Annotated in this window: 24 protein-coding genes; 12 read left to right on the top strand and 12 right to left on the bottom strand. The window is 64.5% G+C overall.

The window, feature by feature from the left end:
- The first annotated feature begins 30 nt into the window (after window positions 1-30).
- Window positions 31-1,311 carry a beta-ketoacyl-ACP synthase II gene (fabF, locus tag K1177_RS08420; RefSeq protein WP_224702834.1) on the top strand — a complete coding sequence of 427 codons (1,281 nt, stop codon included), beginning with the start codon at window positions 31-33 and terminating at the stop codon, window positions 1,309-1,311.
- Window positions 1,312-1,347: 36 nt separating this feature from the next.
- Here the strand turns inward: fabF and K1177_RS08415 are convergent, their stop codons facing one another.
- Window positions 1,348-1,683, bottom strand: a complete 336-nt coding sequence (locus tag K1177_RS08415; RefSeq protein ID WP_224702833.1) for a TfoX/Sxy family protein — start codon at window positions 1,681-1,683, stop codon at window positions 1,348-1,350.
- A complete protein-coding gene (locus K1177_RS08410; protein ID WP_449508573.1) occupies window positions 1,680-2,120 on the bottom strand; it encodes a GFA family protein in 441 nt (146 codons plus the stop codon). Before K1177_RS08410 ends, K1177_RS08415 begins: the two co-directional genes overlap by 4 nt.
- A 98-nt stretch (window positions 2,121-2,218) precedes the next feature.
- Between K1177_RS08410 and K1177_RS08405 the strand changes: the two genes are divergently transcribed.
- The 4 genes from K1177_RS08405 to rpsD all read left to right on the top strand — a co-directional run bounded on the left by K1177_RS08405 (window position 2,219) and on the right by rpsD (window position 5,807).
- Window positions 2,219-2,800: a GNAT family N-acetyltransferase gene (locus K1177_RS08405; RefSeq protein WP_224702831.1), complete on the top strand. Its 582-nt coding sequence runs from the start codon at window positions 2,219-2,221 to the stop codon at window positions 2,798-2,800.
- A 65-nt stretch (window positions 2,801-2,865) separates the two neighbouring features.
- Window positions 2,866-3,669, top strand: a complete 804-nt coding sequence (locus K1177_RS08400) for an RNA methyltransferase (RefSeq protein ID WP_224702830.1) — start codon at window positions 2,866-2,868, stop codon at window positions 3,667-3,669.
- Window positions 3,670-3,768: 99 nt separating this feature from the next.
- Window positions 3,769-5,037, top strand: coding sequence for an MFS transporter (locus tag K1177_RS08395; protein WP_224702829.1), 1,269 nt, complete (start codon window positions 3,769-3,771; stop codon window positions 5,035-5,037).
- A 152-nt stretch (window positions 5,038-5,189) separates the two neighbouring features.
- Window positions 5,190-5,807: a 30S ribosomal protein S4 gene (gene rpsD / locus K1177_RS08390; RefSeq protein WP_224702828.1), complete on the top strand. Its 618-nt coding sequence runs from the start codon at window positions 5,190-5,192 to the stop codon at window positions 5,805-5,807.
- 193 nt (window positions 5,808-6,000) lie between these two features.
- Here the strand turns inward: rpsD and K1177_RS08385 are convergent, their stop codons facing one another.
- The gene (locus K1177_RS08385) at window positions 6,001-7,398 is read right to left on the bottom strand and encodes a peptide transporter (protein WP_224702827.1); all 1,398 of its coding nucleotides are present in this window, start codon (window positions 7,396-7,398) and stop codon (window positions 6,001-6,003) included.
- Window positions 7,399-7,565: 167 nt separating this feature from the next.
- Between K1177_RS08385 and ttcA the strand changes: the two genes are divergently transcribed.
- Both ttcA and K1177_RS08375 read left to right on the top strand, forming a co-directional pair.
- Window positions 7,566-8,435 (top strand): tRNA 2-thiocytidine(32) synthetase TtcA, encoded by an 870-nt coding sequence (gene ttcA / locus K1177_RS08380; protein ID WP_224702826.1) that lies wholly within the window; start codon window positions 7,566-7,568, stop codon window positions 8,433-8,435.
- An 11-nt stretch (window positions 8,436-8,446) separates the two neighbouring features.
- On the top strand, window positions 8,447-9,250 hold the full coding sequence (locus K1177_RS08375) for an inositol monophosphatase family protein (RefSeq protein ID WP_224703715.1): 804 nt from the start codon (window positions 8,447-8,449) through the stop codon (window positions 9,248-9,250).
- A gap of 6 nt (window positions 9,251-9,256) precedes the next feature.
- Here K1177_RS08375 and K1177_RS08370 read toward each other — a convergent pair whose 3' ends face one another.
- Window positions 9,257-10,456, bottom strand: coding sequence for a pyridoxal-phosphate-dependent aminotransferase family protein (locus K1177_RS08370; RefSeq protein WP_224702825.1), 1,200 nt, complete (start codon window positions 10,454-10,456; stop codon window positions 9,257-9,259).
- A gap of 191 nt (window positions 10,457-10,647) precedes the next feature.
- Here K1177_RS08370 and K1177_RS08365 point away from each other — a divergent pair, with 191 nt between their 5' ends.
- Genes K1177_RS08365 through K1177_RS08355 form a run of 3 tightly spaced genes read left to right on the top strand, consistent with a single transcriptional unit; the run spans window position 10,648 to window position 11,964 of the window.
- On the top strand, window positions 10,648-10,962 hold the full coding sequence (locus tag K1177_RS08365) for an ArsR/SmtB family transcription factor (protein ID WP_224702824.1): 315 nt from the start codon (window positions 10,648-10,650) through the stop codon (window positions 10,960-10,962).
- Window positions 10,959-11,297: an SRPBCC domain-containing protein gene (locus K1177_RS08360; RefSeq protein ID WP_224702823.1), complete on the top strand. Its 339-nt coding sequence runs from the start codon at window positions 10,959-10,961 to the stop codon at window positions 11,295-11,297. Before K1177_RS08365 ends, K1177_RS08360 begins: the two co-directional genes overlap by 4 nt.
- Before the next feature lie 37 nt (window positions 11,298-11,334).
- On the top strand, window positions 11,335-11,964 hold the full coding sequence (locus tag K1177_RS08355) for an ATP-dependent Clp protease proteolytic subunit (RefSeq protein WP_224702822.1): 630 nt from the start codon (window positions 11,335-11,337) through the stop codon (window positions 11,962-11,964).
- On the opposite strand, the gene K1177_RS08350 is transcribed toward K1177_RS08355, so the two are convergent.
- Both K1177_RS08350 and K1177_RS08345 read right to left on the bottom strand, forming a co-directional pair.
- On the bottom strand, window positions 11,961-13,211 hold the full coding sequence (locus K1177_RS08350; protein ID WP_224702821.1) for a multidrug effflux MFS transporter: 1,251 nt from the start codon (window positions 13,209-13,211) through the stop codon (window positions 11,961-11,963). The two genes, K1177_RS08355 and K1177_RS08350, sit on opposite strands and share 4 nt — an antisense overlap.
- A gap of 125 nt (window positions 13,212-13,336) precedes the next feature.
- Window positions 13,337-14,554, bottom strand: a complete 1,218-nt coding sequence (locus K1177_RS08345; RefSeq protein WP_224702820.1) for an MFS transporter — start codon at window positions 14,552-14,554, stop codon at window positions 13,337-13,339.
- Between the two features lie 153 nt (window positions 14,555-14,707).
- Between K1177_RS08345 and K1177_RS08340 the strand changes: the two genes are divergently transcribed.
- Entirely contained in the window at window positions 14,708-14,995 is a 288-nt protein-coding gene (locus K1177_RS08340) for a Dabb family protein (RefSeq protein ID WP_224702819.1), read from the top strand.
- Window positions 14,996-15,054: 59 nt separating this feature from the next.
- Window positions 15,055-15,966 (top strand): GNAT family N-acetyltransferase, encoded by a 912-nt coding sequence (locus K1177_RS08335; protein WP_224702818.1) that lies wholly within the window; start codon window positions 15,055-15,057, stop codon window positions 15,964-15,966.
- Between the two features lie 30 nt (window positions 15,967-15,996).
- Here K1177_RS08335 and grxD read toward each other — a convergent pair whose 3' ends face one another.
- The 6 genes from grxD to K1177_RS08305 all read right to left on the bottom strand — a co-directional run bounded on the left by grxD (window position 15,997) and on the right by K1177_RS08305 (window position 18,678).
- On the bottom strand, window positions 15,997-16,332 hold the full coding sequence (gene grxD, locus K1177_RS08330; RefSeq protein WP_224702817.1) for a Grx4 family monothiol glutaredoxin: 336 nt from the start codon (window positions 16,330-16,332) through the stop codon (window positions 15,997-15,999).
- Window positions 16,333-16,439: 107 nt separating this feature from the next.
- Window positions 16,440-17,069: an HAD-IA family hydrolase gene (locus K1177_RS08325; RefSeq protein WP_224702816.1), complete on the bottom strand. Its 630-nt coding sequence runs from the start codon at window positions 17,067-17,069 to the stop codon at window positions 16,440-16,442.
- A complete protein-coding gene (locus K1177_RS08320; RefSeq protein WP_224702815.1) occupies window positions 17,066-17,461 on the bottom strand; it encodes an HIT family protein in 396 nt (131 codons plus the stop codon). The genes K1177_RS08325 and K1177_RS08320 overlap by 4 nt, the downstream gene beginning before the upstream one ends.
- Complete coding sequence (locus tag K1177_RS08315) at window positions 17,458-17,784, bottom strand: DUF6665 family protein (protein WP_224702814.1); 327 nt, start codon at window positions 17,782-17,784, stop codon at window positions 17,458-17,460. Before K1177_RS08315 ends, K1177_RS08320 begins: the two co-directional genes overlap by 4 nt.
- 10 nt (window positions 17,785-17,794) lie before the next feature.
- Complete coding sequence (locus tag K1177_RS08310) at window positions 17,795-18,028, bottom strand: BolA family protein (RefSeq protein WP_224702813.1); 234 nt, start codon at window positions 18,026-18,028, stop codon at window positions 17,795-17,797.
- Window positions 18,029-18,114: 86 nt separating this feature from the next.
- Window positions 18,115-18,678: a hypothetical protein gene (locus K1177_RS08305; protein WP_224702812.1), complete on the bottom strand. Its 564-nt coding sequence runs from the start codon at window positions 18,676-18,678 to the stop codon at window positions 18,115-18,117.
- Between the last annotated feature and the right edge of the window lie 6 nt (window positions 18,679-18,684).

Here is an 18,684-nt window from a genome sequence, read left to right as displayed (position 1 = left end):
CACATCGCCGCATTCCACAGGAGACAGAACATGCTCAAGCCAGACCCGTCCGATCCGATCGTTGTTACCGGCATGGGCGTTGTCTGCCCGCTGGGTGTGGGCGTGCCCACCATGTGGGAGCGGCTGACCGCGGGCCGTAGCGGCATCGTGCAGAACGACCGCTTCGATACCACCGGCTTTGGCGCCAGCATTGCCGGGCTGGTGCCCGCCAAGGCCAATGATCCGCAGGGCTTTGACCCGGTGGATTTCATTGACGCCAAGGACGTCAAGAAGATGGATCTGTTCATCCAATATGCCATCGGCGCGGCCACCGAAGCGCTGGACCAGGCCAATTGGCACCCCACTTCGCCGGAAGACCAGGCGGCGACCGCCACGATCATCGGCTCGGGTGTGGGCGGCTCGCCAGTGATGGCGCGGGCGGTCGAGACCATCAATACCAAGGGCGCGCGGCGGTTGTCGCCGTTCACCGTGCCGTCGTTCCTCGCCAATCTGGCGGCCGGCTGGCTCTCCATCCTGCACGGTTTCCGCGGGCCGATCGGCACGCCGGTGACCGCCTGTGCCGCCTCGGCCCAGGCCATTGGCGATGGCATGCGCCTGATCATGACCGGCGAGGCCGAAGTGGCCGTCGTCGGCGGTGCCGAAGGTTCGGTCGACCCGATTTCTGTGGGTGGCTTTGCTGCGTCGCGCGCGCTGGCCACGGCGTTCAATGACCGGCCGGAAGCGGCCTCGCGTCCCTTTGACAAGGGCCATGATGGCTTTGTGCTGGCCGAAGGCGCCGCCGTGCTGGTGATCGAAAAGCTGAGCCACGCCAAGGCGCGTGGCGCCAAGCCGCTGGCAATCCTGGCGGGCTATGGCACCTCGGCCGATGCCTATCACCTGACCTCGGGTTCACCCGATGGCGCCGGGGCCCAGGTGGCGATGCGCAATGCACTCACCATGGCGGGCGTTGCCCCGTCGCAGATCGGCTATGTCAATGCGCATGCAACCTCCACTGCGGTGGGCGATGCGGCCGAGATCGCCGGCATTTCGGCGGTGTTCGAAGGCCGCGGCAAGGATCTGGCGGTGTCGTCGACCAAATCGGCCACCGGGCACATGCTGGGTGCCGCCGGTGCCTTTGAAGCCGTGGTGACAGTGCAGGCGCTGCGCGAAGGCGTGCTGCCGCCCACGATCAACCTCGAAGACCCCGAAGAGGTCGCCGACAAGTTCAACCTGGTGCCCAATGTGGCGCAGAAGGCGCAGGTCGATTATGCGCTGTCGAACTCGTTCGGCTTCGGCGGCGTCAATGCCGCGCTGGTGTTCGGCCGCATCTGAACCGGAACGTTGGCCGATCCCGCAATGTGGGGTCGGCTATTTCGGCGGTAGGGTGCGCACGAAGGCCAGGGCCAGCTCGAGCCATTGGTTGAGCGCATCGTCATCTTCGATGGCATCGCCAGAGACCTCGACAAAGCCGGACATGGTGCGGCCCGTCATGCTCATGACGGCGGCACCGGGGCGGGTGAGGGCGTCGGCCTGCGCGTCCTTGCCGGTGCGCACCAGCAGGGCGCCATCCTTCATTGGTGCGACCAGCATATTGCCATCGAGCATGAAGGCGACTGCGCCGAACATCTTCTGTTCGCGCAGCACCAGGCCGGGCGGCACAAGGGCGCGAATCCGGTCACTCAGTTCGTCGGACGCCAGGCTCATGGCGGTGACTCCCGATAGCGTTGATGCCGGGCGATATGGTCGCCCACCAGGTCCCAGGCCTGCTGGCTGCGTGCAAAAATGAGCTGTCGTGGGGCGAACCAATTGGTCTGGCCGGCGAAAAAGCCGACGGCCAGCATGCGCAGATCGGGCGCGCGGGACGATTGCCCATAGAGCGGCATGCCGCATTCGCCGCAGAAGTGGCGCGTGAAGGCGGCGCCGGAATCGGCTTTTCTGGATACAGATTTCGGCGTGCCGGTGACGGTGAGCGCCGATGTGGGCACCAGAGCGACACTGGAATGGCCGCTGCCGGTGGCGCGCTGGCAATCCAGGCAGGAACACAGCAACATGGATACAACTTGACCAGAAACGGCCAGGCCAATGGCGCCGCAGGCGCAGCGGGCGGCGATGTCAATTTGTGGGCGGGCCGGCGAGCTCATGGGCCACAGGCTGGCATGGCGCCGAAGGCGCGGCAAGGGGAGGCGGCTTGCGTTTGCAGTCGACAATGGCAAGAGTGCTGCGCCCGGAGGGGGACGCTATGGCCGCCTATCCAGACTATCCAGTCAGCACCCAGCGCCTGCGGCTGCGCCCGTTCACGCGCGGAGATGTCGACGCGGTGTTTGCCTATCGCCGACTTGAAGCGGTGGCGCGCTATCTGTTCGACGGGCCACTGAGCCGGGACGAATGCGCCATGGCCGTGCAGCAGCGCACCGGGCAGGTGGCGCTTGATGTCGAGGGTGACAAGATCGTGCTGGCGGTGGAGCTGGCGGAGAACAATTGCGTGATCGGGGAGATGTCGCTGATCTGGCGCAATGTCGAGGCACGGCAGGGCGAGCTGGGCTGGATCCTGGATCCGGCGCACCAGGGGCAGGGCTTTGCCACCGAGGCGGCCAATGCCATGCTCGACCTGGCCTTCGGCCCCTGCGACATGCACCGCGTCTCGGCGCGCTGCCACACCGCCAATGCGCCGAGCTGGCGGCTGATGGAGCGGCTGGGCATGCGGCGGGAAGCCCATTTCCGCGAACATGCGGCGTTCAAGGGCGGCTGGGACGAGGAATTCGTCTATGCCATGCTGTGGCCGGAATGGAACGCCATGCGCCGTGAACAGGCGGCGGACTAGCGCGGCGGGCATTTGCCAGCGGCGGCCAAAACACGGTATGTGCGCCCAACCAAGAGAGCAGGGCCATGGCCGGAACAGATTCATCGATCCAAATCGACTTCAAGCCGACACCGGTGGTGATCCTGTGCGAGCCGCAGCTGGGCGAGAATATCGGCACGGCGGCGCGGGCCATGGCCAATTTCGGCCTTTGGGACCTGCGCCTGGTGCGGCCACGCGACGGCTGGCCCAATGAGAAGGCGGTAGCAACCGCCTCGCGCGCCGACCATGTGATCGAGCGGGTGACGGTGTTCGAGACGCTAGAAGAGGCCATTGCCGATCTGACGCTGGTTTATGCCACCACCGCGCGGGCGCGCGGCATCCAGAAGGATGTGATCGGCCCGGACGAGGCGGCGACGCGCATGGTGGCCCATATCGGCGGCGGGCAGAAGGCCGGGCTGCTGTTCGGCCGGGAAAAATGGGGCCTGCTCAATGAAGAGGTGGCGCTGGCCGACATGATCGTCACCCTGCCGGTGGAGCCGGCCTTTGCCTCGCTCAATATCGCCCAGGCCGTGCTGATCCTGGCCTATGAGTGGCGGCGGCAGTCGGGGCAGGCCGAGACGCTGCCCATCGGCAGCAGCCGGCAGGACGTGGCGCCGCGCAGCGAACTGGTGGGGCTGTTCGAGCATCTCGAAGGCGTGTTGGACCAGTCGGGCTTCTTCACGTCCGCCGACAAGCGTCCCGGCATGGTGGACAATCTGCGCACGGCGCTGACGCGCGGGCAGTTCTCCAGCCAGGAGGTGCGCACGCTGCGTGGGGTGATCTCCTCGATCGACCGGCGGCACGAACGGCCCAATCCCAACCGGCAGAAACCGGCGCCAAAGGACGAATAGCGGCACAGCTGCGACGCCCGGCCAAGAAAGCGCTGTCGCTGTACGTTTTGCCCGCATTTCGCCTTTGACGGCGGGCGAGCGCCGTGCACATTCCCCGCCATGAGCACGCACAGTCCCGCCGACCCCTCCCGCATTGCCTTCTCCTACATCGGCTTCCGCTTTTTCTGGCTGACGACCCTGCTGGTCAGCTTTGCCGTGCAGATCATGTCGGTGTCGATCGCCTGGCAAATCTATGACGTGACCGGCGATGTGTTCCTGCTCGGGCTGGTGGGGCTGAGCCTGTTCCTGCCGTCGCTGCTGCTCATGCTGGTGACCGGGCTGACGGCTGACCGCTTCAACCGCCGCGCCATCATGGCGATCTGCCTGAGCGTCGAAATGCTCTGCGCGCTGGGCTTCCTGGTGTTCGTCAATGCCGAGGCCCACGAAGTCTGGCCGATCTTCGGCATTCTAATCGTGCTGGGTACGGCGCGGGCCTTCTGGGGCCCGGCGGCGCAGTCGCTGGCGCCAAACCTGGTGCCGCCCCAAGCGCTGAGCAATGCCATCACCGTCAATGCCTCGGCCTGGCAGTTTGCCTCGATCATGGGGCCGGCGGCGGGCGGGTTGCTCTATGGCTTGGGGCCGACGGTGGCCTTTGGCACCGGGGCCGTGCTGCTGCTGATCGCCATGGTCAGCGTGCTGCTGATTCCCAAGCCGGCGCAGAAGAGCGGGGGGCAGGCGACCAGCCTTGAGACCATGTTTGGCGGCTTCCGCTACATCTTTTCCAACAAGGTGGTGCTGGGCGCCATTTCGCTGGACATGTTTGCCGTGCTGATGGGCGGGGCGGTGGCGCTGCTGCCGGTCTACACCAAGGATATTCTGCATGCCGGGCCGGAAGAGCTGGGCCTGCTGCGTGCCGCGCCGGGCGTGGGCGCCATTGTCATGGCGCTGGTGCTGACCCGATTCCCGATCCGCGACCATGCCGGCAAGTTGCTGTTCCTGTTCGTGGGCCTGTTCGGCCTTTTCACTTTCATCTTCGGGCTGTCCACGACGGTGTGGATTTCCATTCCCGCCCTGGCGCTGGTGGGCGCGGCCGATATGGTCAGCGTCACCATCCGCGAGACCATCATGCAGCTGTGGACCCCAGAGGAAGTGCGCGGGCGTGTCAATGCCGTGAACTCGGTGTTCATTGGCGCCTCCAACGAGTTGGGCGAGTTCCGCGCCGGCACGGTGGCCCATTTCATCGGGCCCGTGGCGGCCGTGGTGGTGGGCGGATTGGGCGCCATGGGCATCGCCGTTCTCTGGAGCATCATCTTCCCGGGGCTGCGCAATCAGCGGAGCCTGGACAAGAAGATGGTCGCCGATGGCAGCAGCGATCCCGAGGCCGCTTGACGAAACCGTCGCAATTGCCTATCACCCGCCCACCTATTGGGGCCATTGGCCCGTAGGCGCACCCGGGATCTCCTGAATTATTGGGGTCTGTCGGTCATCCCTCGGGATGGCAGAGGAGGGCGCGATCCATTCACCTGTTAGAAGGATACGCGATGTCGAAGCGTCATTCAGTCAAGTACAAGATCGATCGCCGTCTTGGCGAAAACATCTGGGGCCGTCCGAAGTCCCCGCTCAACGCCCGTGCCTATGGCCCCGGCCAGCATGGCCAGCGCCGCAAGGGCAAGCTCTCGGACTACGGTCTGCAGCTGCGCGCCAAGCAAAAGCTCAAGGGCTACTACGGCTCGGTCACTGAAAAGGCGTTCAAGCGCCTCTACACCGAAGCTGCCCGCGTCAAGGGCGACACCGGCGAGAACCTGATCGGCCTGCTCGAGAGCCGTCTGGACGCCGTGGTCTACCGCGCAAAGTTCGTGCCGACCGTGTTCGCTGCCCGCCAGTTCGTCAGCCACGGCCACATCCTGGTCAATGGTAAGCGTGTCAACATCCCGTCCTACCAGGTCAAGGTTGGCGACAAGATCGAAGTGCGCGAGCGCTCCAAGCAGCTGACCGTGCTGCTGGAAGCCACCCAGCTGGCCGAGCGCGATGTGCCGGACTATGTGGAAGTCGACCACAACAAGATGACCGCCGTCTTCGCCCGCGTCCCGGGCCTGTCGGACGTGCCGTACCCGGTCCAGATGGAACCGAACCTGGTCGTCGAATTCTACTCGCGCTAAGCGAAACGAATTTCAGAATTGGAAAGGGCCGCTCTTCGGAGCGGCCCTTTTGCTTTGCTGTGACGGGTTCGTTGAATGTGCCGCCGCGCAGATTGGGTCGTCGCGGGCACTGCCCTGGCCTGAAAACAGGCAGGACGTGCGCCGAGGTCGTTTGGCGCGGCCATCGCAGCGCCAAATGGAGTGGTGTGCCGGACTAGACCGACGCGGCGCCGCTCAGGCTCTCCTTGATCGGCTCCTGATCGCGGGGAATGAAGGCCTCGAAGCGGTGCAGGCGCAGGTAGATGGACTGCAGCTCGACAATGGTGGTCCAGGCGCGAGCGAAGAACTGGAACGAGCTCGCCACCTGGCCGAAGGCCTGCTGCACCTGCTGGTAGATGCCCAAGGTGATGGTGCCGGCCAGGATCGAGGGCGACAGCGTCAACAGGGGCACATAGCCGGCGACCTGGAGATAGGCATACCGCGCCAGGTTGAAGTAGGTGTAGTGGAAGTAGAGCCGGTAATAGTTCTTCTGCACATTGGCGAAGAGCTCGCGGAAGCTGGCCGGGCTGGCACGCTCGGGGTCGTCCTCGCCATAGACCAGCTCCTTGCGCAGCGCGGCTTCAACCTTCTGGTTTTCGAAGTTGAGGCCGGGCAGGCGGATGCCGACAATCCAGAGCAGGGCGGTGCCGAAGGCGGCAACAACCAGAGCGATCCAGACCAGGCTGCCCGGGATGGCGCCGAAGAAGGGCAGCTCGGTGATGTGGGTCGAAAGGCCCCACAAGATGGGGAGGAACACCACCAGGGTCAGCAGGGAATCGAGGAAACTGGTGCCCAGATCTTCCACGATGGAGGCAAAGCGCATGGTGTCTTCCTGAACACGCTGGGCAGCGCCTTCGGTGCTGCGGACTGCCTGCCAAGACTGCATGTAGTAGGACGTCATCGCCTTGCGCCAGCGGAAGACGTAGTGGGAATTGAAGAAGGCCAGCAGCACAAGGAAGATGATGTTGGGCAGCAGGACGGCGAAGAGCGTGACCACATAGGGGTAGAATTCGGCCGGCGAAACCGAACCGGGCTCGCCGAGGGCGCGCTGGAGAACGTCGAAGAAATTGCCCTGCCAGTCATTGATGAAGGCGCTGAGCTGCACCTGGCTATAGGTGGCCAGATAGAGCGCTGCGCTGCCAACGACCGACCACCAGTACCATTCGTTGCGCTTGTAGAAGTACCAGAAGGCGCAGAAGACGACAGTGGACAGGAAGATGTACCAATACTCCCAGATGCGGCCGCCGTTGAGGAAGTTGGTGTCCTCAACGACGCAGTTGGCCACCGCTGTGGTGGCTGCCGCGGTCGGCGCGGCACTCTCGGTGCTGGCCGGGGCATTGGGGTTGGTGGTCGCCGCCCCGGCGGTTGGGGCCGGTAATGCATCGTCGGCAACAGTGGCCTGGTCGGCTGGGACTTCGGCAGGTGCGCAGATGGCGGGTGCCAGGAACCGGTCAATGCTGATGACCGAGCGAACCGGATCGCCGGCGAGCTGATAGAGCAGCGTGGTCAGCAGCATCCAGACGACGGCGGAACCAAAGAAGATCTTGGGAACGGGGAAAAAGGAACGAAACACCACGCGACTCCTGGGTGCCGAGGGAAGGGCTTCATCTAGCTGTCGTATTTGGACTAAAGCAAGTTGAAGAACTTAATCTTTCGTAAGGTTGGGCGTCCGCGCTTGCCCTTCCCCTGGGGACGCTGGGGCGCTATCAGCAACGGGACTGAAGGAAAGTGAGTTTCGCCATGAGCGAGGTAATGGAAAGCGCGGCCAGCAGCGCTGACGAGACCGAGGCCGGCGGTCCCCCCATTTATGCGCAGGCGCCGCGTTCGGGCGAGTTCAACAAGCTGCGCAAGCGGCTGATCCGGCTGACGCGCGAGGCGCTGGACAAGTTCGGCATGGTGCGGCCGGGCGAGAAATGGCTGGTGGCGCTGAGCGGCGGCAAGGACAGCTATTCCATGCTGGCGCTGCTGCTCGACCTCAAATGGCGCGGCATGCTGCCGGTGGAGCTGGTGGCCTGCAATCTCGACCAGGGCCAGCCCAATTTCCCCAAGCATATCCTGCCCGAATTCCTGTCGGGCCTGGGGATTGCCCATCGCATCGAATATCAGGACACCTATTCCATCGTCACCGACAAGCTGCCGGCCGGGGCAACCTATTGCTCGCTGTGCAGCCGGCTGCGGCGCGGCAATCTCTACCGCATCGCGCGGGAGGAGGGCTGCACCGCGCTGGTGCTGGGCCATCACCGCGACGATAGCCTCGAAACTTTCTTCATGAACCTGTTTCACGGCGGCAAGCTGGCGGCCATGCCGCCGCGTCTGCTCAACGACGAGGGCGACATCGAGGTGCTGCGCCCGCTGATCTATTGCGGCGAAGAGGATTTGCAACGCTTCTCGGATGCCATGGCGTTTCCGATCATTCCCTGTGACCTGTGCGGGTCGCAGGATGGGCTTGAGCGCAATGCCATGAAGGCCATGCTCAGCGATATCGAGAAACGCATGCCCGGTCGCAAGGACGTCATGATCCGTGCGCTAGGGAACATCAATCCCAGCCATATGCTCGACAGCCGGCTGTTTGACTTCAATGCCCTGTTCGAGAAGAGGACGCAGAGTTGAATTTTGACGTGATGGAACTGGCGGGCATCCTGCGCGACGCCGCCCGGGCCGAGGCCCTGCCGCGCTTTCGCCGGCTCGATGCCAGCATGGTGCATACCAAGACCGAAGCCATCGATCTGGTGACCGAGGCCGATGTGGCCACCGAAGAGGCGATCAAGGCGCGCCTGGCGCAGGTGATGCCCGATGCCCTGTTCGTGGGTGAGGAATCTGTGGCTGCCGATCCGGCGCTGCTGGGCCGGCTGGCCGATGCCGATTTCGCCGTGGTGGTCGACCCTATCGACGGCACGGCCAATTACGCCGCCGGGCTGCCGCTGTTTGCCACCATGGCCGCCGTGGTCTCCAAGGGCGAGACGATTGCCGGCATTATCTACGACCCGATGGGCGACGACTGGATGATGGCCGAAAAGGGCGCGGGCGCCTGGCTGCGCCGCCCCAATGGCGAGGCCGTGCGCATGCAGGTGGCCGCGCCGCTGCCGTTGGCGGAGATGGTGGGCTGTGTCTCCGTGTCCTATCTGCCGGCCGACCGGCGCGCCGAGGTGCTGAGCAATCTGGCCAAGGTGCGCGTGGTGTCCAATTTCCGCTGCGCGGGCCACGAATATCGCACGCTGGTGTCCGGCCACGCCCAATTCGGCTGCTGGAACAAGCTGATGCCCTGGGACCATCTGGGTGGCGCGCTGATGAGCCAGGAGGCCAATGCCTACGCTGCCCGGCTCGATGGACAGCCCTATCGGCCCAGCCATGTCGATGGCGGCCTGCTGGTTGCCGTGGACAAGGACGCCTGGGACGAACTGCGGCGGCAGGTGTTTACGTTCTGACGGGCGTCAGGGCTGGGCGAAGGCTCCAGCTGCCGCTTCGACCGCACCGGGGCCATGGGGAATGCCCAGCGCCTGCAGGCCGGCTTCCATGCTGGCCAGCACGCCCAGCGTCATGTGGGCGTTGACGTGGCCCATGTGGCCGACGCGCAGGAAATCCTGATAGGCGGGCTCGCTGGGGGCAGCCATGCCCAGGCCAATGCCCAGGGTCACGCCGGCCTCGGCTTCGAGCCAGCGGCGCAGGGCGCCGGCGCCGCCATTGGGAATGGTGGCGGCGGTGACCGACCAGCCGCGTGACTCCGCATCGGCGACATTGAGCGCAATGGCGCTGCCCTGGCCCCAGGCGTCAAAGGCGGCCCAGACGGAACGGGCGAGGCGCTGATGGCGGGCCCAGGTCCGCTCGAGGCCCTCTTCATCCAGAATCATGGTGAGGGCTTCGCGCAGGCCATAGAGGTGGTGCGTCGGTGCGGTCCCGCCGAAGAACTGCCAGAACTCGGTGCCCAGGCCGCGCGGCTTCCAGTCCCAATAGGGGGTGACGAGATCGGCGGTCTGCGAGCGCTCCAGCGCCTTGTCGGAAAACCAGATAAAGCCCAGGCCGGGCGGCAGCATCAGCCCCTTCTGGCTGGCGCCGACCAGCACGTCGATACCCCAGGCATCCATGCGCAGCTCATCGCAGCCTAGTGAGGCGATGGCGTCGACGGCGAGCAGAGCCGGGTGGCCGGTGCTGTCGATGGCGGCGCGAATGGCCGCGAGGTCATTGCGGGCGCTGGAGGCGGTGTCGACATGGGTGACCAGCACGGCCTTGATGGCATGGGCCGTGTCGGCGGCCAGGGCATCGGCAATGGCCTGCGGATCGGCGGGGCGTGACTTGCCGAAATCGATGATCTGCACGTCCACGCCCATGCGTGTGAGCGACTCGGCCCAGCCATGGCCGAAGCGTCCGGTGGCGGCCAGCAGCGCCTTGTCGCCGCGCGAGAACATGTTGCAATTGGCCGCCTCCCAGGCGCCATGGCCATTGGCGATGTAGATGGCCACATGCTGGCTGGTCTGGGCGACGCGCTTGAGATCGGGAATCATGGCGCGCGTCAGCTCGACGATTTCGCCCTCATAGATGTTGGGGGCGCTGCGATGCATGGCGGACAGCACGCGCTCGGGTGAGACGGACGGCCCCGGAATGGCGAGGTAGGGGCGGCCGGTGGTGATGGACATGGTCGGGCTCGATATGGAGCGGGAAGGGCTCATGCCATCTGATGGGACTCGGGGCCGGGGATCAAGACACTTGGGTGAATGGGTGCCATCAGCGAAATTGATGGGGTCGGCGGGCCAAGACAAAGGCCCGAGACAATGGCCCGAGAAAAAGCCCGTTGCCACGACTCATAAGTCTATGCTTATGTGATGCCATGAGCGAGACAGATATCTTCAAGGTGTTGGCCGATCCGACGCGTCGTGCCGTGCTCGAAAAGCTGGCGGCGGCGGAAATGACCGCGACCGAACTGCGCGATGGCTTTGCCATCAGCCAGCCGGCGATGAGCCAGCATCTGGCGGTGCTGCGCGGGGCGGGGCTGATCAGCGAGCGGCGCGAGGGGCGCTATGCGCATTATCGCGTGGCGCCCGAGGGCCTGGCGCCGCTGCACCAGTGGCTGGCCAAATACGAAGCTTTCTGGCCGTCGCGTATCGACAATCTCAGGGATCTGCTGCGGGAGATGGACCAATGATGCCGACCGATGCGCTGGTGTTTGAATGTGCGCTCAAGGCGCCGCCCGAGAAGGTGTGGCGGGCCCTGACCATCCCCGAATATCTCAAGCGCTGGTTGCGGCCCGCCGAGGGGCTGGACCTGTCGGTGGTGACAGCAGAGGAGAACCGGAGCCTCACCTATCGCTGGCGCGAGAGCGGCGCCGGAGCGGTGGTGGGGGCCGAGGAGAGCCTTGTCACCTTCGAGCTGACGCCGACCGGCGATGGCGGCACCTGGTTTCGCCTGACGCATGCGCCCATGGCGCTGCCGGTGGCGGCCAATAGCAATGGCACGCCGGCGCTGATGCTGGCCGCCTAAAACCTGAATCACTTCAATGCTTAACGGAGGTTCGCCGATGCGCGACATGATGCAACTCGTCCCTATGGTGGTGGAACAGTCGAGCCGCGGGGAGCGCTCCTTCGATATCTATTCGCGGCTGCTGCGCGAGCGGATCATTTTCGTGAACGGAGAGATCGAGGACAATATGGCCGCGCTGGTCTGCGCCCAGCTGCTTTTCCTTGAGGCAGAGAACCCCAGCAGGGAGATCTTCCTCTACATCAACTCGCCCGGTGGCGTGGTGACGGCGGCGCTGGCGATGTACGACACCATGCAGTTCATCAAGGCGCCGGTGGGTACGCTGTGCATGGGCATGGCCATGTCGGCGGGGTCATTCCTGCTGATGGCCGGGGCGCCCGGGCGCCGGGTATGCCTGCCCAATGCCTCGATCATGCTACACCAGCCAAGCGGTGGCTATCAGGGCAAGGTCACCGACATCATGATCCACGCCCAGGAGAGCGAGCGGCTGAAGCGCCGCATGCACACGCTCTATTCCAAGCACTGCGGGCGCAGCTATGACGAAGTGGAGGCGGCGCTCGAGCGGGACAATTTCATGACGCCCGAACAGGCCCGCGCCTGGGGCCTGGTCGATCATGTGTACCACGACCGGGGAGAAATCGAGGCGCTGGGGCGCCCCGACTCCGACTAGTGCGCGGCGGGTGCGGTTTCGGTGTGGACGTATTTTTCGCCCACGCCGAATAGGCGCCCGTTCTCGGCGATCAGGATGCAGATCAGCGAGAGCAGGCCCATGAAGAAGTAGCCTGCCGCAGCTGGCACGGTGGTGCCGTTGAACAGCTGGCCGATATAGCCGCCGATGACCGCGCCGCCCACGGTCTGGATGAAGCCGAACACCGCCGAAGCGGTGCCGGCCACGGCACCCAGGGGCTCCATGGACAGCGAGTTCATGTTGGACGCGGCCCAGCCGAAGCTGAACATGATGATGGCCAGCAGCGGGAAGAACAGCCACAGCGGCAGGAAGCCGGCCATGGCGAAGGCCAGCCAGATGCCGCTGACGCCGGTAAAGGCCAGCATGGCGCCGTGGGACAGGCGGCGCATGCCGAAGCGGCGCACGATCACCGAGTTGGTGAAGGACGAGACGGCCATCAGCGCAGCCATGGCGGCAAAGGCAACGGGGAAATAGACACCCAGGCCATAGATATCGACATAGATCTGCTGGCTCGAGCTGATGAAGCCGAACAGTGCGCCGAACAGGAACGTGCCCGCCAGGCCATAGGAGAAGGCCACCCGATTGGTGCAGACAATGACGAAGCCGTCAAACACGCCCTTGAAGGTCAGCGGGCGGCGCTTGTCGAGCGGCAGGCTCTCGGGCAGGCGGATGAAGGTCCACAGCCAGAAGGCGCCGGCCAGCAGGCCCATGAACACAAAGATCGCCTGCCAGGGCCCGGTGAGCAGCAGCACCTGGCCGATGCCGGGGGCGATGATGGGGATGGCCATGAAGACCATGAAGGTCAGCGACATGACCTCGGCCATTTCGCGGCCGGCGTAGTTGTCGCGCACCGCCGAGGTGGCGATCACGCGCACGCTGGCAGCGCCCATGCCCTGGATGACGCGCAGCACCAGCAGGGCTGCAAAGCTGGGGGCGAAGATGGCGGCAAAGGCGGCGATCACATAAAGACCCATGCCGGCCAGCAGCGGAGCGCGGCGGCCGAACCGGTCGGTGAGCGGGCCAAAGACCAGCTGGGCCGTGCCCATGCCAATCATATAGGCAGAAATGACAAACTGGCGTTCGTTCTCGCTGGTCACGCCAAGCGCTTCGCCCATGTAGGGCAGGGCGGGGAGCATGACGTCGATGGCCAGGGCATTAAGGGCCATCAAGGCGGCCATCAAGGCAATGAATTCTGTGCGCGAGAGAACTCGCGTGAAGTGATCAGACATGAATGAATCTCAGTATTGGCCGCGGCAATGGCGCAGGCACTGGAAAGGCGAAGCGGAACATGAACCCATGATCCGCCTTTGGCAAGTCTTTATCGGCAAAAAACGATGGTGCGTCGGCCTGTCGATCAGGCCGGCTTGAGCGCGAAGTTTGGTGCAGTCCGTTCATTGATCGGAAGATGCAGCGCCGCCGAGCCCAGGCCCAGCATGATGCCGAGATACCAGACCAGGCTGTACGAACCGGTCAGGTCATAGACGAAGCCGCCCAGCCAGACGCCGGTGAAGGAGCCGAGCTGGTGGCTGAAGAAGGCCACGCCATAGAGCATGCCCATGTAGCGGGCGCCAAAAAACATGGCGACCAGGCCCGCCGTGAGCGGCACGGTGGAGAGCCAGAGCAGGCCCATGGCGGCTGCGAAGGCATAGGCGGTGACTTCGCTGACGGGGATGAGCAGGAACAGCCCAATGGCCACCGCGCGCAGGAAATAGATAGTCGCCAGCAGGATCTGCTTGGGCAGTCGGCCGCCGAGATAGCCAGAGAGCAGCGAGCCGACAATATTGAACAGACCAATGACCGCAATGGTCCAGCTACCCACTTCCGGCGACAGGCCGCATTGCACCAGATAGGCCGGCATGTGCACGTTGATGAAGGCCAGGTGGAAGCCGCAGACGAAGAAGCCGATGACCAGCAGGCGATAGGAGCCATAGCCCCAGGCACGCGCCAGGGCCTGCATGAAGGGCAGGTCGGCCTGGCCGGTGGTGTTTTCGCTGCGGCCGCGCAGGGCATAGCTGAGCGGAATGATCAGCAGCAGCGCCATGGCCAGGTAGATCAGGGCCGATTGCCAGCCGAAGGCATTGATGAAGCCCTGGGTGATAGGTGCGAAGGCAAACTGGCCGAAGGACGAGGCGGCGGTCGCAACGCCGAAGATCAATGAGCGCTTTTCCATCGGCACGGCGCGGCCGAAGGCAGCCATGACCACGCTGAATGAGCAGATGGCAATGCCCACGCCGGTGATGACGCCGGCGGTGAGCGCCATGATGCTGGCATTGGGCGAGACCACCATGAGCAGCAGGCCCAGCGCATAGACGGCGGCGCCCAGGGCAATGGTGCGGCCGGTGCCGACGCGATCGGCAAAGGCGCCGGCGAAGGGCTGGGCTATGCCCCAGGCCAGGTTCTGGATGGCCATGGCCATGCCCCAGCCCTCGCGGCTGAGGCCGAGGTCGGCGCTGAGCGGCAGGGTGAACAGACCAAAGCTGGTGCGGATGCCATTGCCGATGGCGGCGATGACGCAGCCGGCGATGATGAGCGCAAGCAGGGGGACTGCGGGGCGAACGACGGACTGGGGCATGGCGCAGAATCCAGACAGGGGAAGTCGATCTTTACGCCTGCGACATCATCACGCAAAGCGACAAAGCAGAATGGAGGTCATCAACGCCGCTGATGGGTTGACGGTTGCGTCACGGGGCCGGACAAGGCGGCACGCCTCAAATGGAATGTCGCCATGATCCGCCACATCGTGCTCTTCACCGCCAGCGCCCCCGACAAGATCGACGCGATCTGCGCGGGGCTGTCGCTGCTCGGCGAGATCCCGCACAGCGATGTGTTCGAGATCCGCCGCAACAGCAAGGTCGATCTCTATGGCAATGACATCGACGTGGTGGTCTATGCCGAGTTCGCCGACCGGGCTGCCTTCGACGCCTACAAGGCCCATCCCAATTATGCCGAGGCCACGCGCCGCGTCCGGCCCCTGCGCGACATGCGCCATGCCGCTGATATCGTGACGGAGTGACTTGTGTGATTGCCCTCGCGCCGGACCAATTCGGGATCCTTCATGCGCTGGCTGCGCCCATGGCCGAGGTTCATGGCAGCGTTGCCGCGGTGATTGCCGGAACCGCGGAGGGCGGAATCTGGGTCGACGCCTTTGATGCGCCAAACGTGGCCGTGCTTGAGGGGCCCGAAGGCACCTATCTGTTGGGCACATCCCTCGACCCTGCGGCAGCGGCGGAGATAGCGGATCTGCTCGATGACTGGGTCTATCTGCATGTCGATCCCAGGCTGGTGAGCGCCGCGCCCGCTGCACTGCCCAATGCGTTCATGGTGGGTCATCCCCGATTGTTGTTCCGCCTCGCGCCCTGTGCCGAGGGGGCCCCGGTTCCGTCGGGGCTGACGCTTGTGACGGATGCGGATGGCATTGGGCAGACCCTGATGGATGGTGCGCATGAGTTGGGCCATTGCCGACCGGACCTGATCGTCGGAGATCGAATCGAGATCGGCGTCTGGGTTCACCCGGATCACCGGCGTCAGGACCTCGCCAGACTTTTGGTCGCCCGTGTACTGGATGCAGCCAAGGCCGCCGGGATGACCAATGTCGGCTGGCATTGCCATGCGTCCAATCGCGGCTCGATTGCTCTCGCGCGACGCTTTGCGCTGGGGCCGCCGGTCGAGACTCTGGCCTATAGCGCGTCGCTGCCGGCAGAAAATGTCGGTGACCTCACCGCCCGGCAATGTCGCAAACTGGCCGAACACTTCGATGCCGGCGCAAGCCAGATCGGCTGGCTGGCTTTTCATGCCGCATGCGCCTGGGCTCTGGTGCCCGACCCTGAACGAGCCCTGTCCGCTGTGGACCGGCTGGTGGACGGCGAGTGGCAGGGTGAGCCGGACTGGCTGGCGGGACACTGGGCAATGGCCGATCTGCGCCATACGCCGCGATTTGAAGCAGCCCTGGCACGGCTCAGAATGCAAAAGGCCCCGCCGGGTTAGGGCAGGGCCTTGAGACGATGAATCGGCAGATCAGGCGGACTGCTTGACCGCGATGCCGGCATTCTGCAGATGCGTCTGCAGCTCACCGGACTGGAACATCTCGCGCACGATATCGGCGCCGCCGACGAACTCGCCCTTGACGTAGAGCTGAGGAATGGTCGGCCAATTGGTATAGGTCTTGATGCCGTCGCGCAGTTCTGCGCTTTCCAGCACATTGGCGCTGTCATAGTCGACGCCGAGATAGTTCAGGATCTGGACGACCTGGCCGGAAAAGCCGCACTGCGGAAAATCCGGCGAGCCTTTCATGAACAGGAAGATGTTGTTGTTCTTCACCTTGTCGTCGATGAAGGCATTGATGTCGGTCATGGATCAAACCTCTTGCTAGCCGGGTTCAAGGGCCGGTGTACGGTGCGCCTTAGATAGGGCAGGACAAGGGCGCTGTCGAGATCAGCCCAGCGCGATGATGGCATGCGTCAGGCGAGGCGCGCGGAGATCCAGGGATGACTGGTGCAATCCTCGGTGGTGTCGAACAACACGGCCTCCCAGCCGGCGGCGCGGGCGCCGTCGATGACCTTGGGCGTATCATCAAAGAACAGCGGCGGTTCGGCCTGCGGGCCGATGCGATCGGCAATGAAGGCGAAATAGGCCGGATCGGGCTTGCGCACGCCGACGCGGGCGGAGTGAAACATGTCATCAAACAGCTGTGAGAGGCCACAGTGGGACCAGAGCCAGCTGGCGCGCAGATGCTCCTGGTTGGTGGCGATATAGAGCCTGATGTCGCCCTGGGCGCGCAGGCGCGCGATGACCTCGAGCAGGGGCTGGTTGAGCACGCTGTCGCGCTCGAGCCAATAGTGGTGAAAGACCATGGGAGAGCCGCGATAGCCCAGTGATGGCAGGCGCTTTTCCAGAGCTTCGATCACCGACATCTGCCCGGTGACGACCTTTTTGACGAAGATGTCGAAGATGAACTCTTCGGTGAAGCGCCGGGGATCGACGCCCATATCGGCTTCAAGATTTGCATCCCAGCGGCGGGCTCGATCGGGATTGTGATGGATGCCGTGCACCAGCACGCCATCGACATCGAAAAAGACGGAACGGGTCATGCGTCGGGTTTCCAATCTGGCGTCCGCATTATGCGACGAATGCCCACGCCGGCGTTGGGTTCGCCCTTGAAGCGCGGGATGATGTGAAGGTGGGCGTGAAAGACGTGCTGTCCGGCCACGGCGCCGACATTCCATCCCAGTGAAAAGCCATCCGGATCGTGGCTGGCGAAGTGGTTCTTGGCCATCGCCAGTGCCGCGCCAAAGGCGGACCATTCAGCGTCCGTGAACTCGAAAGGCGTCTGGCTGTGGCGGCGGGGAATGACCATGCCGGCTATCGGCACCATCGGATCGATGCTGCCCAGCATGTAGAAGGCATCGGACTGGAAAATGGGTTTATCAATCAGCAGCGCATTGGCGAGGCAGAAACGGCAGCCTGGTTCGACGGTGCTCACGTCCTGGGCTTTGCCGACATTGCGCCAAGCCCGACAAGGACTTGGGGCGGAATATTGAGCGCCTGAATCACGTCTGTGTGACGGCGAAAACCGACCAGTTCGCGTTGCACGAAATATTCCCACACTACCTTGCGCGCCGTAGCCAAAGCGGGCTCGGCATCGCCGCCGGGAGCGCTGAGGGCGGCGATGGCCGCGATGACGCGCTTTTCTGCGGCGCCGAGCGAGGAGGCGCGTTCGGCGGCGATCTCGTGGTCAAGGGCGGTGGTGCCGGCCTCGGGTTTGACCAGGCGGATCAGGTCCAGCGAGTCGCGCAACGCGCTCATCGGTCGGATGCTATTCGGGCGCGCTGGTCTGCAGCGCCAGCGCGTGCAGGGCGCCGCCCATGTCGCCCTTGAGTGCGGCATAGACGAGCTGGTGCTGCTGCACACGGGATTTGCCGCGAAACTGCTCGGAAACCACGGTGGCGGCATAGTGATCGCCGTCACCGGCCAGGTCGCGAATCTCGATATTGGCGTCCGGCAGGGCCGCCTTGATCCGGCGTTCGATTTCGCTGGCATCCATGGGCATGGCTCATCTCCTTGTCGCCGCCGGCCAAGTGCCGACACGGCTCATGATATGGCATGCGAGGCAGTGGCCTTCAATATCGCCGGGCGCTATTGCGCGGCGATGGGCTCGGCGTCCTGCTGGGTGGAGAAGTTGGCCAGCACGTAATCCACGATCGGCCGGGCGTTGGCGGCGGCCTCGGTGGCGTAGATGCAGTCGATGGTATAGCCGTTGCCGTCCGCCACGGTTTCGGTGTGCACCACCGTCAGCGGCACGCCCTGGGGCGAATCGGTGCTGGTGCCCTCGTACATCAGGGCCGGATTGCTCTGGTACTGGGTCACGGCCTTGTTGGTCAGCGCAAAGCCGGGGAGGGTGGCCGACCAGCCCTGGGTGACGGCGGCATCGTCGAGGGCGGCGAGGGCGCCTTCAGCGGTCCAGCCGGCATCATCGGCGGGCACCACGGTCAGGATGCACTGCAACGGAATATCGGGGTGGTTGATGGTCAGCGGGCCGCCCGCCTGGGCCGTTGCCAGCATGGGGGCCGGGTAGATCAGCGTATAGGGCTGATCGGGCAGCGGCGAGCCGGTGATATTGACGGTCTGCTCCTGAGCTGCCACCGGCATACAAAACAGAGTGATGGCTGCCAGGCAGCCCATTGCCGGTTTCAGGTTCATTGTCGT

It is taken from the genome of Devosia aquimaris (assembly GCF_020169335.1).
GTDB classification, from domain to species: domain Bacteria; phylum Pseudomonadota; class Alphaproteobacteria; order Rhizobiales; family Devosiaceae; genus Devosia; species Devosia aquimaris.
The sequence above is the reverse complement of the archived record's forward strand: the minus strand, read 5'-3'. Positions and strand labels throughout refer to the sequence as shown.

Coding starts and splice junctions, on each gene's coding strand:
- fabF (WP_224702834.1), top strand. CDS start 31: ATGCTCAAGCCAGACCCGTCCGATCCGATCGTTGTTACCGGCATGGGC.
- K1177_RS08415 (WP_224702833.1), bottom strand. CDS start 1,683: ATGAGCCTGGCGTCCGACGAACTGAGTGACCGGATTCGCGCCCTTGTG.
- K1177_RS08410 (WP_449508573.1), bottom strand. CDS start 2,120: ATGAGCTCGCCGGCCCGCCCACAAATTGACATCGCCGCCCGCTGCGCC.
- K1177_RS08405 (WP_224702831.1), top strand. CDS start 2,219: ATGGCCGCCTATCCAGACTATCCAGTCAGCACCCAGCGCCTGCGGCTG.
- K1177_RS08400 (WP_224702830.1), top strand. CDS start 2,866: ATGGCCGGAACAGATTCATCGATCCAAATCGACTTCAAGCCGACACCG.
- K1177_RS08395 (WP_224702829.1), top strand. CDS start 3,769: ATGAGCACGCACAGTCCCGCCGACCCCTCCCGCATTGCCTTCTCCTAC.
- rpsD (WP_224702828.1), top strand. CDS start 5,190: ATGTCGAAGCGTCATTCAGTCAAGTACAAGATCGATCGCCGTCTTGGC.
- ttcA (WP_224702826.1), top strand. CDS start 7,566: ATGAGCGAGGTAATGGAAAGCGCGGCCAGCAGCGCTGACGAGACCGAG.
- K1177_RS08375 (WP_224703715.1), top strand. CDS start 8,447: ATGGAACTGGCGGGCATCCTGCGCGACGCCGCCCGGGCCGAGGCCCTG.
- K1177_RS08370 (WP_224702825.1), bottom strand. CDS start 10,456: ATGTCCATCACCACCGGCCGCCCCTACCTCGCCATTCCGGGGCCGTCC.
- K1177_RS08365 (WP_224702824.1), top strand. CDS start 10,648: ATGAGCGAGACAGATATCTTCAAGGTGTTGGCCGATCCGACGCGTCGT.
- K1177_RS08360 (WP_224702823.1), top strand. CDS start 10,959: ATGATGCCGACCGATGCGCTGGTGTTTGAATGTGCGCTCAAGGCGCCG.
- K1177_RS08355 (WP_224702822.1), top strand. CDS start 11,335: ATGCGCGACATGATGCAACTCGTCCCTATGGTGGTGGAACAGTCGAGC.
- K1177_RS08350 (WP_224702821.1), bottom strand. CDS start 13,211: ATGTCTGATCACTTCACGCGAGTTCTCTCGCGCACAGAATTCATTGCC.
- K1177_RS08345 (WP_224702820.1), bottom strand. CDS start 14,554: ATGCCCCAGTCCGTCGTTCGCCCCGCAGTCCCCCTGCTTGCGCTCATC.
- K1177_RS08340 (WP_224702819.1), top strand. CDS start 14,708: ATGATCCGCCACATCGTGCTCTTCACCGCCAGCGCCCCCGACAAGATC.
- K1177_RS08335 (WP_224702818.1), top strand. CDS start 15,055: ATGGCCGAGGTTCATGGCAGCGTTGCCGCGGTGATTGCCGGAACCGCG.
- grxD (WP_224702817.1), bottom strand. CDS start 16,332: ATGACCGACATCAATGCCTTCATCGACGACAAGGTGAAGAACAACAAC.
- K1177_RS08325 (WP_224702816.1), bottom strand. CDS start 17,069: ATGACCCGTTCCGTCTTTTTCGATGTCGATGGCGTGCTGGTGCACGGC.
- K1177_RS08315 (WP_224702814.1), bottom strand. CDS start 17,784: ATGAGCGCGTTGCGCGACTCGCTGGACCTGATCCGCCTGGTCAAACCC.
- K1177_RS08310 (WP_224702813.1), bottom strand. CDS start 18,028: ATGCCCATGGATGCCAGCGAAATCGAACGCCGGATCAAGGCGGCCCTG.
- K1177_RS08305 (WP_224702812.1), bottom strand. CDS start 18,678: ATGAACCTGAAACCGGCAATGGGCTGCCTGGCAGCCATCACTCTGTTT.